Source organism: Streptomyces venezuelae ATCC 10712 (genome assembly GCF_008639165.1).
GTDB lineage: Bacteria > Actinomycetota > Actinomycetes > Streptomycetales > Streptomycetaceae > Streptomyces > Streptomyces venezuelae.
The window spans coordinates 4,547,794-4,562,407 of record NZ_CP029197.1 but is presented as its reverse complement, the minus strand read 5'-3'; the positions used below and the strand labels follow the sequence as shown (position 1 = coordinate 4,562,407).

16 protein-coding genes are annotated in these 14,614 nt (G+C 73.4%); 5 read left to right on the top strand and 11 right to left on the bottom strand.

Annotation, left to right across the window (positions count from 1 at the left end):
* Window positions 1-95: 95 nt before the first annotated feature.
* Both DEJ43_RS21110 and DEJ43_RS21105 read right to left on the bottom strand, forming a co-directional pair.
* Entirely contained in the window at window positions 96-482 is a 387-nt protein-coding gene (locus tag DEJ43_RS21110) for a DoxX family protein (protein ID WP_015035416.1), read from the bottom strand.
* Between the two features lie 43 nt (window positions 483-525).
* A complete protein-coding gene (locus DEJ43_RS21105) occupies window positions 526-999 on the bottom strand; it encodes a carboxymuconolactone decarboxylase family protein (RefSeq protein ID WP_015035415.1) in 474 nt (157 codons plus the stop codon).
* A gap of 175 nt (window positions 1,000-1,174) precedes the next feature.
* Here DEJ43_RS21105 and DEJ43_RS21100 point away from each other — a divergent pair, with 175 nt between their 5' ends.
* Window positions 1,175-1,825 (top strand): GNAT family N-acetyltransferase, encoded by a 651-nt coding sequence (locus DEJ43_RS21100; RefSeq protein WP_078508709.1) that lies wholly within the window; start codon window positions 1,175-1,177, stop codon window positions 1,823-1,825.
* Window positions 1,826-1,843: 18 nt separating this feature from the next.
* Here DEJ43_RS21100 and DEJ43_RS21095 read toward each other — a convergent pair whose 3' ends face one another.
* A complete protein-coding gene (locus tag DEJ43_RS21095; RefSeq protein WP_015035413.1) occupies window positions 1,844-2,392 on the bottom strand; it encodes a GNAT family N-acetyltransferase in 549 nt (182 codons plus the stop codon).
* An 85-nt stretch (window positions 2,393-2,477) separates the two neighbouring features.
* On the opposite strand from DEJ43_RS21095, the gene DEJ43_RS21090 reads away from it, so the two are divergent.
* Together DEJ43_RS21090 and DEJ43_RS21085 are read left to right on the top strand one after the other, a co-directional pair.
* A complete protein-coding gene (locus DEJ43_RS21090) occupies window positions 2,478-3,197 on the top strand; it encodes a VanZ family protein (RefSeq protein ID WP_051025911.1) in 720 nt (239 codons plus the stop codon).
* Window positions 3,194-3,649, top strand: coding sequence for a GNAT family N-acetyltransferase (locus DEJ43_RS21085; RefSeq protein WP_015035411.1), 456 nt, complete (start codon window positions 3,194-3,196; stop codon window positions 3,647-3,649). Before DEJ43_RS21090 ends, DEJ43_RS21085 begins: the two co-directional genes overlap by 4 nt.
* A 66-nt stretch (window positions 3,650-3,715) precedes the next feature.
* On the opposite strand, the gene DEJ43_RS21080 is transcribed toward DEJ43_RS21085, so the two are convergent.
* The 5 genes from DEJ43_RS21080 to DEJ43_RS21060 form a co-directional block, all read right to left on the bottom strand.
* Window positions 3,716-4,648, bottom strand: a complete 933-nt coding sequence (locus DEJ43_RS21080) for a hypothetical protein (RefSeq protein WP_015035410.1) — start codon at window positions 4,646-4,648, stop codon at window positions 3,716-3,718.
* A gap of 4 nt (window positions 4,649-4,652) precedes the next feature.
* Window positions 4,653-5,024 (bottom strand): peptidase inhibitor family I36 protein, encoded by a 372-nt coding sequence (locus tag DEJ43_RS21075; RefSeq protein ID WP_041662752.1) that lies wholly within the window; start codon window positions 5,022-5,024, stop codon window positions 4,653-4,655.
* Between the two features lie 169 nt (window positions 5,025-5,193).
* Window positions 5,194-6,417 (bottom strand): peptidase inhibitor family I36 protein, encoded by a 1,224-nt coding sequence (locus DEJ43_RS21070; protein WP_015035408.1) that lies wholly within the window; start codon window positions 6,415-6,417, stop codon window positions 5,194-5,196.
* Window positions 6,418-6,553: 136 nt separating this feature from the next.
* The gene (locus tag DEJ43_RS21065) at window positions 6,554-7,435 is read right to left on the bottom strand and encodes an alpha/beta fold hydrolase (RefSeq protein WP_041662751.1); all 882 of its coding nucleotides are present in this window, start codon (window positions 7,433-7,435) and stop codon (window positions 6,554-6,556) included.
* Between the two features lie 487 nt (window positions 7,436-7,922).
* On the bottom strand, window positions 7,923-8,612 hold the full coding sequence (locus DEJ43_RS21060) for an iron-dependent transcriptional repressor DtxR (RefSeq protein WP_015035406.1): 690 nt from the start codon (window positions 8,610-8,612) through the stop codon (window positions 7,923-7,925).
* Window positions 8,613-8,795: 183 nt separating this feature from the next.
* On the opposite strand from DEJ43_RS21060, the gene DEJ43_RS21055 reads away from it, so the two are divergent.
* The gene (locus DEJ43_RS21055) at window positions 8,796-9,563 is read left to right on the top strand and encodes an SIS domain-containing protein (protein WP_015035405.1); all 768 of its coding nucleotides are present in this window, start codon (window positions 8,796-8,798) and stop codon (window positions 9,561-9,563) included.
* 95 nt (window positions 9,564-9,658) lie between these two features.
* Here DEJ43_RS21055 and DEJ43_RS21050 read toward each other — a convergent pair whose 3' ends face one another.
* Together DEJ43_RS21050 and pdxH are read right to left on the bottom strand one after the other, a co-directional pair.
* A complete protein-coding gene (locus tag DEJ43_RS21050; protein WP_015035404.1) occupies window positions 9,659-10,993 on the bottom strand; it encodes a PAS domain-containing protein in 1,335 nt (444 codons plus the stop codon).
* Between the two features lie 135 nt (window positions 10,994-11,128).
* Window positions 11,129-11,776, bottom strand: a complete 648-nt coding sequence (pdxH, locus tag DEJ43_RS21045) for a pyridoxamine 5'-phosphate oxidase (RefSeq protein ID WP_181399457.1) — start codon at window positions 11,774-11,776, stop codon at window positions 11,129-11,131.
* A gap of 235 nt (window positions 11,777-12,011) precedes the next feature.
* Here pdxH and DEJ43_RS21040 point away from each other — a divergent pair, with 235 nt between their 5' ends.
* Window positions 12,012-13,112 (top strand): citrate synthase 2, encoded by a 1,101-nt coding sequence (locus tag DEJ43_RS21040; protein ID WP_015035402.1) that lies wholly within the window; start codon window positions 12,012-12,014, stop codon window positions 13,110-13,112.
* Window positions 13,113-13,259: 147 nt separating this feature from the next.
* On the opposite strand, the gene DEJ43_RS21035 is transcribed toward DEJ43_RS21040, so the two are convergent.
* Window positions 13,260-14,327: an isopenicillin N synthase family dioxygenase gene (locus DEJ43_RS21035; protein WP_015035401.1), complete on the bottom strand. Its 1,068-nt coding sequence runs from the start codon at window positions 14,325-14,327 to the stop codon at window positions 13,260-13,262.
* Between the last annotated feature and the right edge of the window lie 287 nt (window positions 14,328-14,614).

Here is a 14,614-nt window from a genome sequence, read left to right as displayed (position 1 = left end):
TCGCCGCCGCTCGGACACGCCGACGGCCCGCCCGGGTCTTCCGGGCGGGCCGTCGGCGTACCGGTCCGGTCGGGCGGGTCGGGGTACCCGTCCGGTCAGGCGGTGAAGGACTCGGGGCCGAACCGGCCCCAGACCACGAACCCGATCAGGACGAGGTAGACCACGTCCACCACCACGAGGTTCAGCTCGCGCCGCCGTATCCGGGTGATCGCCGCGCCCACCATGATGACCAGCAGGCCGGTCGCGGCCACCGGGACCAGGCCGGGGGCGATGTCGAGGGCGGCGGGCAGGACCAGGCCGACGGCGGCGAGGGCCTCCAGGGCGCCGATGGCCTTGACTCCGCCGGCGCTGAAGTCCTCCACCCACCGGCCGCTGTGACCGGCGGCGGCGATCTTCGCCTTCGGGGTGACCACCTTGTACACGCCTCCGGCCAGGTAGGCGGCGGCGAGCAGTCCGGCGACGATCCACAGCGCGAGGTTCACGGGTTCTCCTTGACGTGACGTGACGGGACCGGGGGGCGGCGGGTCAGCCGTGCTGACCGGGCTGGTAGTCGCCGGCCGGGAGCTGGGCGATGACGTTGCCCCGGTTGAAGGCGTTGATGACCGCGAGCGAGGAGACGAGGACGGCGAGCTGGTTCTCGTCGTAGTGCTTGGCGGCCTCGGCCCAGACCTCGTCCGAGACCCCGCCGGCCGCGTCGGCGAGCCGGGTGCCCTGCTCCGCGAGGGCCAGGGCGGCGCGCTCGGCGTCGGTGTAGACGGTGGCCTCCCGCCAGGCCGCGACCAGGTGGAGCCGGATCGGGGTCTCTCCCGCGGCGGCCGCGTCCTTGGTGTGCATGTCGAGGCAGTAGCCGCAGCCGTTGATCTGGCTGGCCCGGATCTTCATCAGCTCCAGGGTGGAGGTGGGGACCGTGCCGTCCTCCAGGAGCTTGCCGGCGGCGATGATGTGCTTCCAGGCCTTGACGGCGGTCGGGCTGGCGAACATGTTCAGACGGGCGTCCATGGCGGGTTCCTCCGTGCCGGTCGGTGACTACACCCACAGGACGGAACGAGCGCCCCGCGATGTGACATCGCGGAATGTGACGCCCGTCTCAGCACCCCGGCCCGCCCCGTCGCCCACCCGGCACGTCCCCTCAACTCCCTTGCCGGGGGCGGCCGCCGCGTACCATCCTCGGCCCATGGACCTCGCCGCCGTGACGCAGCCCGACCCCGTGATCACCCTCGACGGCGGGCTCGTCCTGCGCGCGTACGACCCCGAGGCGGACCTGCCGGAGTTCTTCCGGGTCATCGAGGAGTCGCTCGCGCACCTGCGGCCCTGGATGCCGTGGGTCGCCGACCACAGCCTCGCCCGGACCCGGGACTTCCTCGCCGGACGCGCCGCGCTGTGGGCGAGCGGCGAGGAGCGCAGCTACGCGATCGTGCTCGACGGCGCCGTCGTCGGCTCCTGCGGGCTCGCCCGGTACGACGACACCCCCGGGGACACGCTGGAGATCGGCTACTGGCTGCACCCGGCGGCCACCGGTCGGGGCCTGGCGACGCGGGCGGCGGGGGCGCTCGCCGAGCAGGCCTTCCGGCTTCCCGGCATCGAGCGGGTCGAGATCGTCCACGACGCGGCGAACACCGCGAGCGCCGCCGTGCCCGCCCGGCTGGGCTTCCTCCCCCTGCCGGAGCGCCGCCCGGCGGAGGTCATGGCGCCGGCCCAGACCGGCGAACTCCAGGTCTGGCACCTGCCCCGCAGCCGTACGGCGCCGGGCGGGGGCGCGGGGCTCGCGTCCGCGCCGGGCGGGGACGCGGGGCTCGCGTCCGCGCCGGGCGGGGGCGCGGACTAGGGCGTTCGGCGGGGCGGCTCAGACCTCGGGAAGGGACGGGTCGGGGGTCCAGGGGCTCGGGGCGGTGACGGCCCAGCGTTCGTGGTCGCGCCAGTCCCCGTCGATGTACAGATAGGCGGGCGAGAGGCCCTCGTAGCGGAAGCCGAGCCGCTGGATCAGGGCCAGGGAGGCCTTGTTCCCCGGCTGGACGTTGGCCTCCAGCCGGTGCAGCCGCAACTCGGTGAAGGCGTACTCCAGGACGGCGGCGACGCCTTCGGACATGTAGCCGCGGCCCGCGGACGGGGCGAAGGCGGCGTAGCCGAGGGACGCGCCCTGGTAGCGGCCCCGGATGACCGAGTTGATGTTGACCATCCCGGCGGTCGCGCCGGTCTCCCGGACGCGGACCAGGAAGCCGAGGTTGGTGCCGTCCTCGAAGCGGCGCATCCAGCTGCTGAACTCCTCGGCTGTGGAGGGGAGTTGCATCCAGGGGCCGTGCAGCTCGGCGCTCGCGCGCACGAGCGCGCAGAATTCTTCCTGGTCGGCGAGGGTGAGCGGGTGCAGTGCGACCCGCGACGGCTTCTCGGTCATGGCCCCCACGCTAAGGGGTCCGGTATCGGGGGCGTACCGGGAAAAACATACGCCGACGCAACACGCCGCCCCCTCCAATGGGGGCATGAACCACAACGCGTCCCTGCCGGCGCCGCCCCGCCGGGTGGCCCGGATGCTCCTCCCCGGCCTGCTGGTACTCGGTCTCGCGGGCGTCCTGTTCGTCATGCGGGGGCCGCTCATGATGTCCGCGCCGAGGTGCGCGGCGGGGCGGTGGCACGGCTGCTTCGACACGTTCAACGGCGTGGTGCTCATGACGCTGGTCGCGCTGCCGCTGTCCCTGCTCGTGGTGTGGGCGCTGGCGCGCCGGCGGCGGGCCGCCGGCGTCCCGTCGGCGTGGCGGCTGTCACTGGCCGAGGTGGCCATGGTCCACGGGACGGTGCCGTTCGTGTGGATGACGCTGATGCCGGGGGGCGGCGCCGGGGTCGTCCCCGCCCGGGTGAGCCTGGTGCCGTTGCGGGACCTGGTGACCATGGGTCCGCTCGGCATCGGCGGCAACCTGCTGGTCTTCGCCTCCCTGGGCTTCTTCGCCCCGATCCGCTGGACGGCGCCGGCGTCCGTGCCGCGGGTCCTGGCGCTCGGAGCGGGCTGCTCGGTGCTGGTCGAGACCGCGCAATACGTCTTCCGGCTCGACCGGGTGTCCTCGGTGGACGACGTCCTCGTCAACGCCGCGGGCGCGGCCCTGGCCGCCCTGGCGTCCCGCCACTGGTGGCGCACGGGGCCGCACGCGGAGGCCGTCAATTCGGGTGCGGCGGAGCCCGTGGTGTGCGATCGTCCCGCCCTGTGAACAGTGACGATCTTGTCCTTCGGCGCGCGGACGACTCCGACGCCCTCGCCATGGCCGACGTGTGGCTGCGCTCCTTCGCCGACGCGCTGCCGACCGTGCGCCGTGCGCACGAGGGCGACGCCGTGCGGGACTGGTTCTCCTTCGTCGTCGTACGGCAGCACGAGTGCTGGGTGGCGGTCGCCGGGGACCGCGTGGCCGGTCTGCTGGTCCTCGACGGCGAGGAGCTCGAACAGCTCTACCTCGATCCGTCCTGGCGCGGCCGGGGGCTCGGCGACCGCTTCGTCGAACTGGCCAAGCGGCAGCGGCCGGAGGGGCTGCGCCTGTGGACGTTCCAGGTCAACGCTCCGGCGCGGCGGTTCTACGAGCGGCACGGGTTCGTGGAGGTGGAGCGGACCGACGGGCAGCGCAACGAGGAACGCGAGCCGGACGTCCGGTACGCCTGGACGCCGTGAGGCCGTGACGCCGTAGGTGTGTCGAGGGGCCGGCGCCCGTGGCGCCGGCCCCTTCCTCGTCGGTCGTCACCCGTCGGCGACCGTCACGCCGTCCGGCCGCGCCGTCGCCAGGGCCTTCTCCCGCAGCGACCGGAGCGCGGCGAGTTCGTCCGCGTACCCGGCACCGACGGTCCGCTCGGCCTCGGACTGCGCCGTCGCGACGACCTCCGCGAGGCCGACTCGGGCCTGGCATTCCGCGTCCGCACGCGACAACTTCAGTTCGACGCCCGCCACTTCATGGATCTTGGCCGGGTCCTGGCCGGCCTCCTGGAGCCGCCGGTCCACGGTGCTCCGCGGCTCTCCGAACGTGCCCGCCTTCACCCCGGCCGCCGCGTCCGCCTCCTTCATGCAGCCGCTCCAGGCCCGCTGCGCCGCGAGGTAGCGGTCGTCCTTCCTGACCTGCTCGACGACCGCGTCGGCGAGGACCTGGAAGGTATTGAAGAGCTTGTAGTAATCGGGGCCGTAGAGCCGGGAGTTGGCCTCGGCGACACAGGAGTCCGCGTGGTAGAAGAACTCCCGGCCCTGGGGCATCGCGAGGTTCACCCGGTGCGCGGGCGTGCCCAGCAGCGCCGCCTTCCAGCGCTCGTTCGCGTTCTCGGCGGCGTTCGCGTCGACGGGCGGCTTCGCGGCGAGCGCGGTGCTCGTGATGCCGTACCCGTCGTCGATCGCCTGCGGGACGGTCAGCAGCCCGTACGGGCTCGCGTCGACCATCCGGTTCCCGGTGGCGAGGCGCTGGGGGCGGTACGTGAAGCCGCGCCGCTTCATGCAGGCGGCGACGAGGTCCTCCTCGGCCGCGCGCAGGGCCACGCGCTGGGGCTCCGAGTAGTGGGTGACGCCCTGGAAGGGGCGGGCGGGAAGCGGCGCCGGGCCCGGGGCGGCGGTGCCGCCGGACGTGGAGCATCCGGCGGCACCGAGACCCAGGAGCAGCGCCACGGCTGCGGTCCGTGTCCTGGAGCTCATGGTTCTAGTAGGTGCACCACTTGTTGGAACCGATGGTGCTGAGGTTCTCGCCGATGCGGGTCCAGCCGGTGCCGCGGTCCAGCTTCCAGCCGGTGCCCTCGAAGCCCGTGGCCTTCCACAGGACGACGTTGCAGCTGTTGCCGTTGTTGAAGGCAGCGCCGTTCTCGGCGTACTTGAAGTTGGTGAAGCCGGTGAGGTCGCGGTTGTCCTGGTAGACGGTCTGGACGGCGCCCTGGTAGTCGGCCTGCCAGTACACGCACAGCCCGCCGCTGGCGCAGCCCGCCGGGGCGGCGCTCGCCGCCGGGGCCACGGCCGCCGCGCCGAGGGCCACGCCCGCCGCCATGCCGAAGGCGACGAGGGATCGCTTGAGGTTCATGAGGTGCTCTCCGTCTCTCCTGGACCGGACCGTTGTTCCGGTACGGCACGAGACTGCCGGGGAGCGCCAACGGCCGGCCAACGAGCGCACAACGCGCTTTCGTTGACCGGCCGTTGGACCGGGTGACCGGTCAGCCGGATGACCGGCTGGCCGGGTGGCCGGGTGGCGATCAGAAGGCGCCGTTCAGGCTCCACCAGGTGTCGGTCTCCGGGGTGCCCGTGCCGAGCTTTCCGGTGCCCGTGCCCGGGTAGGTGACCAGGACGCCGTCGCCGCGGAGCTCGGGGGAGACGAAGCGGGTGTTGGTGATCGCGGCCAGGTCGCCCAGACCGTCGCCGTTCTGGTCGCCGACGGCGAGCAGCGAGGCCATGACGTTCCAGCCGCCCGAGCCGACGAGCAGCCGGGGGCCGAAGGCGGCGCCGGCCTTGCCGGGGTACAGCCACAGCTTGCCGGTGGACGCCTCGCGGGCGATCAGGTCGCCCAGGCCGTCGCCGTTCATGTCGCCGGACGCGGTCAGGACGTTCATCCCGTTCCAGCCGCCCGAGCCGAGCAGCTTGCGCGGACCGATGGTGCCCGCCGTCGTGCCGGGGTACAGCCACAGCTTGCCGGTGGCCTTCTCGACCGCGAGCAGGTCCGTGCGCTGGTCGCCGGACATGTCGCCGAAGGCGACGACGCTGCCCATGGCGTTCCAGCCGCCGGTGCCGACCAGCTTGCGGGCGCCGAGGGCGCCGGAGCCGTCGCCCGGGTACAGCCACAGCTTGCCGGAGGCCTCGCGGGCGATGACGTCCTCGCGGCCGTCGCCGCTGAAGTCGCCGTGCCGGGTGAGCAGGTTCATCCCGTTCCAGCCGCCGGCGCCGACCAGCTTGCCGGAGCCGTCACCGGGCAGGAACCAGAGGCGGCCCGCCTTGTCGCGGACGAGGACGTCGGCCTTCTTGTCGGCGTTCAGGTCACCGAAGCCGGCCGCCTTGGGGGCCTGCGCGGAGTACCACTCCGGGTAGGCGTCCATGGCGCACTCGCGCTCGGTGGGGACGAGCTTCACCGAGCTGACGGAGTTGCTGCCCGGGCCGCCCCATTCGGAACCCGAGGGGCTCGGGTAGACGACGCCGACCATGCCGTCGAGGCCGTAGTTGGCGTCGTCGTACAGGCAGGCGAACTTGTTCGTGCGGTTGACGACCGACCGGAACCCGTTGTCCCAGCCGCCGAGCGTGGGCACGCTCGCGTTCGTCTTGTACATCGTGCCGGTGCCGTTGTCGGACTTCCAGGCACAGAAGTAGCCCGCCGGGCAGTCGGCGACCGCGGCCTGTGCGGGTGCCACGCCCGCGCCGAGCAGCCCGGCCGAGCTGAGCCCCAGCGCCGTGGCCACGGTGGCCAGGCGCCGCAGCAGAGTGGTGCGCATTCAATTCCTCCCTGAGGCGGCGCGGAGTACACCTCGAACGCGCCGCGAGAGGGAACGTACCCTGCCGGGTGCGCGGGGCCGCGCAGGGGGTCGCTTTCACCGCCCGCTCCCCCCGGTCGCGCTCCTCCGCGCTCCCCTACGAGGTCAGGACGCCGTTCAGGAAGGGGCCGACCGCCTCGCGCCAGGCGTCGGGGTGCTCGTAGTGGAGGAGGTGTCCCGCGTCGGGGATCTCCGCGTACGCCCCGTGGGGCAGCACCCGGACCATCTCCTGGGCCTCCGCGCGGCCCAGTTCGCCGTCCAGGCCCCGCACGACCAGGGTCGGGCAGCGGACCTGGGCGAGCGACTCCCAGTGGGCGTCGTGCACCCAGGTCGCGCGGGAGGTCAGCATCTGCTCGGGGTCGAAGACCGGCCGCCAGCCGTCCGGGTGCTCGGCCATGACCTCGGCGAAGAAGGCGCCCCGGGCGGGGTGGGGGCGCTCGACCCACGGGTCGTCCTCGCCGAACCAGCGGCGGGCGGCGTCGAGCGAGGGGAACGGGGTGGGCCAGCGGCGGAACCAGTCCCGCCACTCGCGCTGCGAGGCGGCGCCGAGCGCGGAGGCCCGCATGTCGCAGATGACGAGGGCCCGGACGAGCTCGGGGCGCTCGGCGGCCAGCTGCCAGGCGGTGAGGGCGCCCATCGAGTGGCCGATGAGGGTGACCGGGCCGAGGCCGAGCTGCTCGACGGCGGCGGCCGCGTCCGCCACGTACGCCTCGCGGGTGAAGGCGGCGGCGGGCGGCTTGTCGCTGTGGCCGTGGCCGCGCTGGTCGAGGGCGATCGTGCGGGGCGGGGGCTGCTGGGCGCCGTCGCGGCCGGTCGCCGCCGTGAGGCCGCCGACGGCGGGGGCCCAGTGGGCGGCGTGGCCCATCAGGCCGTGGAGGAGTAACACGCCGGGGCCGGCCTGGGGAGCGGCCCCGGGCGTGAAGTCCCAGGCCGCCAGCCGTACGCCGTCGGCCCCTGTGACGTCGAGTCGTCGCGCCATCCCTGGCACCCCCTCTTCTTGCCGTCGAACCCCGTCAGACTATCGAACTCGCATTCGAAAATGCGCTTCTGCCGCGCAACACCCCTCGTTCGAGTGACAGGGCTCAAGGATTGACGGCCGCTGCCGAGGGGAGATCTTGAACGGGAGGCGGACCGCTCGGGGAAAACGGTCCGAGGGGAGTGACCTTGAGAGCTCGGGGCTCCAGGTCAGCACCGGGGAGGACAGGCCCCGGCGCCGAAAGGCGCCGGGGCCCTCTGTCGTCCGTAGCCTTCATGACCCCACCCCACCCCTCGACGGACAGCTCGTACCAGCGTGGCACGGCGCGGGCGCGCGCGTGGCCATTCCGGCGTAAACCGGGGCGCACGGCGAACCGACACGCCGCCGCGTGCCCCCGCGGCGCAACAAAACGCCGCCCCCTTCCCCGTAAGGGAAGAGGGCGGCGGGGTCATCCGACGGCCGGCGTCACCGGCCTCGCGTCCGGCCGGTGTCAGCGCTTCGCGACGAACACGTGCGAGGCGACCTCCGCGTCCAGCTCGGCCGCCTCGCCGCTGCTGCCCACGAGAATGCCCCCCGCGGACTCCGTCACCGACACCACGGAGCCGGGCTGCACACCCGCGCGCCGCAGCGTGTACATCAGCTGGGCGTCCGTCTGGATCGGCTCGCCGATGCGGCGGACGACCACCGTCTTGCCCTCGCTCGCGTCCAGCTCCGCCAGGGACACCATGGAGTCGTCGAGGAAGGCCTCCGCCTCCGCCTTCTCGCCCAGCTCCTCAAGGCCCGGGATCGGGTTCCCGTACGGCGACTCCGTCGGGTGCCGCAGCAGCTCGAGGACCCTGCGCTCCACGGCCTCGCTCATCACGTGCTCCCAGCGACACGCCTCGGCGTGCACCTGCTCCCACTCCAGCCCGATCACGTCCACGAGCAGGCACTCCGCGAGGCGGTGCTTGCGCATGACGCGGGTGGCCAGGCGGCGGCCCTCGTCCGTGAGCTCCAGGTGCCGGTCGCTGGCGACGGCCACCAGGCCGTCCCGCTCCATCCGGGCCACCGTCTGGCTCACCGTCGGCCCGCTCTGGTCGAGCCGCTCGGCGATCCGGGCACGCATGGGGACCACACCTTCCTCCTCCAGCTCGAGGATGGTGCGGAGGTACATCTCCGTTGTGTCGATCAGTCCGGACATACGTGCCCCTCGATGAGTCGTGCGCTGGCCCTCCACCAATTCTGACGCATCGCGCCGACAACCGGGCCGCACCGGCCCAAGGCGGTATTGACAGAGCAAAGGTCCAGACCGCACCGTGATCGGCGACCAGGACACGACGGCGACACCACGGCGACACCACGGCGACGAGAAGGAGCTTCTGGAATGGGCGACAGCGCGGGCGAGAGCAAACTGGCCGGACAGTTCTTCGACGCCGCGATCGGCCTGCTCCAGCAGGTCCGCGACGGCGACTCCGCCGAGATCGCGGCGGCGGGCGCCGCGATCGCCGAGGCCGTCGCGGGCGGCAACCGGCTCTTCGCCTTCGGCGCGGGCCACTCCTCCCTCGCCGCCCAGGACGTCGTCTACCGGGCCGGCGGCCTCGCCCTCATGAACCTGCTCGTCGTCCCCGGTGTCGTCGGCGTCGACGTCATGCCCGCGACCCTCGGCTCCGCCCTCGAACGGGTCGACGGCCTCGCCGGAGCCGTCCTCGACTCCTCCCCCGCCACGGCCGGCGACGTACTGATCATCATCTCCCTCTCCGGGCGCAACGCCCTGCCCGTCGAGATGGCGATGAACGCCCGCGCGCTCGGCCTCACCGTCATCGGCGTCACCTCGGTGGCGTACGCGACGGAGACCAGGTCACGGCACGTCTCGGGGACCTACCTCAAGGACCACTGCGACATCGTCCTCGACTCCCGGATCGCGGTCGGCGACGCCGAACTCACCCACGAGGGCATCGAGGCCCCCTTCGCGCCCGCCTCCACCGTCGTCACCAGCGCCCTCATGCAGGCCACCCTGGCCGCCGCGGCCGAGGACCTGGTCCGCCGCGGCATCGAGCCGCCGCTGCTGCGGTCCGGCAACGTCGACGGCGGCCACGAGTGGAACGGCCGCGTGATGACGGAGTACGGCGACCGGATCTTCTACAAGCACTGACCTCGGACGGGCCCGGCCCGGACCTCGCACGGGCCCCGACCTTCCACGAGCACCAACCGGCCACGAGCACCGACCGGCCACGAGGCCCCGGGCGCCTACTTCACGCCCGGGCCCTCCCCCAGGTCCAGCGCCGCGGCCACCCGCGCCGCCACCGACTCCGCGAAGACCACCTCCTCGCCCTCGAACGGCCGCCGGCAGGCGGCCCGCAGGAACGTCACGACACCCAGCGTCCGGCCCCGCGAGCGCAGGGCCACGCAGACCGCGTGCGCCGCGTCCCCGGGCCACTGGTGGGCCTCCGCCCACACCTCGGCCGTCCGCCCCGCGCTTGCCCGTACGGTCCCCACCCGGTCCCAGGCCTGGAGCGCCGGGTGCCGCGGGCCGTACCGCAGCGGGATGCCGCCGCCCACGACCGGCGAGGAGGGCCCTGGCGCACCCACCGGGGTCGTCAGCGCCCGGGTCAGCCGCCGCTCGCCCGCCACCCGGTCGAGGAGGGCGTGGTCCGCGAAGCCGGCGAGGGCGAAGTCCAGCAGCACCGCGGCCGCCTCCGCCGGGTCCTCGCACTCCGCCGCCGCCGCGCCAGCCCGGTGCAGCTGGCTCCAGCGGAACCGCAGCCGGTCCGCCTCCCGCGCCGCCAGCCGCTCCTCGGTCACGTCCTGGAAGAGCCAGGCGACACCCAGCGGCACGGGCTCCTCCGCCATCGGCGAGGACAGCCGCAGGAAGCCGCTGCGCCAGCACCGGCGGCGCTCCCCCGTGGACGTGCGGAGCGTCACCCACACCTCGGCGGGCGCGGGGGGCGTGCCCTCGGCGAGGACGTGCTGGAGCGCGCCCTCCAGTTCCTCCGCGCCGTGCACGACGACATCGCCGAGCGGGCGCCCCAGCAGGGCCGTACGGCCGGTTCCGAAGGCGCGGGCCGCGTGGCCGTTGACCATGGCGGGGCGCAGGTCGGCGTCGACGAGGACGACGCCCCAGGAGGCGTCCTCGAACAGGGCCTCGCTGAGGGCCACCGAGCGCTCCAGGTCGAGCTGCACGTGGACCTCGCTGAACGCGCAGTACACCCCCGCCGGGGTGCCGTCCGCGCCGCGCACCCCGGCGGCCTGGCTCCGTACGAGCACGCGGCCGCCGTCCTTGCGGAGCAGGGCCAGTTCGTGGACCTGGCGTCCGGGGCCCTTCATGGCCCCCATCAGGCGTCCCAGGGTCTCCTGGGCGTCGGCGCTGCGGGCGGCCCAGCCCTCGAAGCCGTGCCGTCCGACGGCCTCACCGGCGGACCAGCCGAGGATGCGCTCGGCCTCCCGGTTCCAGTGCGTGACCGTCCCGTCGGCGTCGAAGGCGCAGAGCGCCGCGTCCATCCCGTCGAGCAGTGCGGCCAGCAGATCGGCCCCCGCCCCGGGAACGGAAGCGGTCTCGCTCGCGGACCCCGTGAAAGCACTCATCCCGGCACCCCCCATGCTGCTGCCATTCAACTGGAACGTGACCCAGAGCACAGCACCTTCACCGAAAATGTTGCATCGCGGAAACGAATGCGGAGGCGGCTGCGGATCCGGCCGCGCCAGCGGCATATGCGCCGGTCAGGGCGCCAGCCGCTCCACCCGCCAGGTCTCGCCGGCGGCGCCGTCGGGGCCCTCCACGCGGACGTACCGGAGGCGGTCGTGCAGCCGGTTCTCGTGCCCCTGCCAGAACTCGATCGCGTCCGGCACCACCCGGATGCCGCCCCACTCCGGCGGCACCGGCACCTGGCTGCCCTCGGGATGCCGGGCGGCCAGCTCCTCGTAACGCGCGAGGAGTTCGGCCCGGGAGCCGATCACCGAGGACTGCCGGCTGGCCCAGGCGCCGAGCTGGGAGCCGTGCGGGCGGGTACGGAAGTAGGCGACGGTCTCGTCCCGGCCGACGCGCTCGGCGCGGCCCGTGACGATGACCTGGCGGGCCAGCGGGTGCCAGGGGAAGAGCAGCGAGGCGTACGGGTTGACCGCGAGGTCCGCGCCCTTGCGCGAGTCGTAGTTGGTGAAGAAGACGAAGCCCGCCCGGTCGTAGTGCTTGAGGAGCACCGTGCGGGAGGAGGGGCGGCCGTCGGCGCCGGCCGTGGAGACGATCATCGCGTTCGGCTCGTGGATCGCCGGGTTCGCGGCGGTCTCCTTGAACCAGCGGGTGAACTGCGCGATCGGCTCGGGCGCGAGGTCGGACGCCGACAGCTCCGTGGTGCGGTACTGCTCGCGCATGTCGGCGGGATCCAGGGCGTCGTTCACGGGATCAGTCACGGGGCCATCCTGCCGCAGCACCGCAGTCTGCCCGGCACCGCGTGCCGCCAATCCTTACTCGCCGGATCGGCGCAGTGTGCCGGATGTCACGCTTCCCCGCATCATCGGAACCGTACAGACTCTGGGGCTGGACGACTGTTGAATCCCCCCATCGACCAGCGCACGGTTGATCGATCATCGATAGAGGAGCCGCCTGATGTCCGACTTCGTACCCGGGCTCGAGGGAGTCGTCGCGTTCGAGACGGAGATCGCCGAACCCGACAAGGAAGGCGGCGCGCTCCGCTACCGCGGCGTCGACATCGAAGACCTCGTCGGCCACGTCTCCTTCGGCAACGTCTGGGGGCTGCTCGTCGACGGCGCCTTCAACCCCGGCCTGCCCGCCGCCGAGCCGTTCCCGATCCCCGTGCACTCCGGCGACATCCGCGTCGACGTGCAGTCCGCCCTCGCGATGCTCGCCCCCGTGTGGGGACTCAAACCGCTCCTCGACATCACCGCCGAGCAGGCCCGCGACGACCTCGCCCGCGCGGCCGTCATGGCCCTCTCGTACGTCGCCCAGTCCGCCCGCGGCCAGGGCCTCCCCATGGTCCCGCAGAGCGAGATCGACAAGGCCGAGTCCGTCGTCGAACGCTTCATGATCCGCTGGCGCGGCGAGCCCGACCCCAAGCACGTCAAGGCCGTCGACGCCTACTGGACCTCCGCCGCCGAACACGGCATGAACGCCTCCACGTTCACCGCCCGCGTCATCGCCTCCACCGGCGCCGACGTGGCCGCCTCCCTCTCCGGCGCCGTCGGCGCCATGTCCGGCCCGCTGCACGGCGGCGCGCCCTCCCGCGTCCTCGGCATGATCGAGGAGATCGAGCGCACCGGCGACGCGACGGCCTGGGTGAAGCAGGCCCTCGACAAGGGCGAGCGCCTGATGGGCTTCGGCCACCGCGTCTACCGCGCCGAAGACCCCCGCGCCCGCGTGCTGCGCCGTACGGCCAAGGAACTGGACGCCCCGCGCTACGAGGTGGCCGCCGCGCTGGAGAAGGCCGCCCTCGAAGAGCTGCACAACCGGCGCCCCGACCGGGTCCTGGCCACGAACGTCGAGTTCTGGGCGGCCATCGTCCTGGACTTCGCCGAGGTCCCCGCGCACATGTTCACGTCGATGTTCACCTGCGCCCGCACGGCCGGCTGGTCGGCGCACATCCTGGAGCAGAAGCGCACCGGGCGGCTCGTGCGCCCCTCGGCCCGCTACACGGGCCCGGGCCAGCGGAACCCCCGCGAGATCGAGGGTTACGCCGACATCGCCGGCTGAGTCCACCCCGGCCCGCACCGCGGCGGCCCGACCCGCACAGTCGGGGCCGCCGCGCAGGGCCGGCCGGGCGCTGTGGGGCCGGCCTCTGTCGGGTCGGCCGCTGTCGGGCCGGCCTCTGTCCCGGCCTCTGTCCCGGCCTCTGTAGGGCTAGGACAGGGCGGGCTGCGTCTCCGGGTGGAGGAGCAGGTCCGCGTGATGGCGGGCCGTCGTCAGCGGGTGGGCCCGCAGCTTGCCCTTCAGCTCGTTGCGCCCGTACTCGGCGAACAGCGGGTTCGCCGGGTCGGCCGTGACGCCGGGCGCGCTCTGCGCGTACGGGAAGACCAGCGGGCTGATCCGGGCGTCGAGCCGCGGGTTGTAGAAGAACGGCACCGAGTAGCGCTCCGTGGCCCCCGGCGGCGAGACGACCCGGTGGTTGGTGGCGATCAGATAGCCGTTGGTCGCCACCTCGAGCAGCTCCCCGAGGTTCACGACGAACGCGCCCGGCAGCGGCGGCACGTCGTGGAAGTTCCCGTCCTCGCGCTGCACCTGGAGCCCGCCCACCTGGTCCTGGAGCAGCAGGGTCAGGAAGCCGTAGTCCTTGTGCGCGCCGACGCCCTGGTCGTCGCCGTCGCCGCTGCTGCCCGGGTAGCGCACCAGCTTGAGGTGCGGGTGGGCACGCGGGCCGAAGATGTCGTCGTAGAAGTCCTCGGGCGCGCCGATCGAGGCGAGCAGCTCGTGCAGCAGGCGCTCGGCGACGGCGCTGAGCCGGTCGATCCAGTGCAGGGCCGCGGTGCGCAGCTCGGGGAGCGCGGCGGGCCACTGGTTGGGGCCTTCGAGCCACCAGTACGGGGCTTCCCAGGGTCCGGGGTCGCGGGCCGGGCGCTCGGCGCCGATGTCGAGCTGGTCGCGCCAGTCGCGGGCGCCGCCGGTGCGCTCGTCGCCGATCCGGGTGTAGCCGCGGAAGTGCGGGGAGTTGATGTTGTCGAGGGCGAGCCGGTCGGCCTCGGGCAGCGCGAAGAACGCGTGCATGGCGGAGGTCAGGGCCCGGGTCTCCGCCTCGGTCACGCCGTGCCCGACGAGCTGGAAGAACCCGACGTCATGGGCGGCGGAGTGGAGCTGCGCGTGCAGCAGCCGCCGGGCCTGGGGGCCGCGGTCGGCGGCGGAGAGGTCGACGATGGGGAGCTGCGACGGGGAGGAGGAGAGGGTCGACTGCGGGGAGTACGAGCTGCGAGTCATGGGTGCGTCCGCGGGGTCTACGGGTGCCCGGGGCGGCCGCCAGGGGTGGGGCGGGGGCCACGGGTGCCGATCGGCTTTGGGCTCTGAACGAGGGACCCGGGGGCCGGTGATGGGGCCCAGGGGGTCAGGCGGAGCGGCGACAGCTCATGCTCGTGACGCGGACGAAGTCCACGTGGCGACGGCGTACGAGCGTAGGCATGCGACCAGAGTACTGCGCGTACGGGTGAACGACTGTGGTCCGGGTCACGTTCCGGTGTCCGTGACGCGGGGGTGTTCAAAGGGGCGGC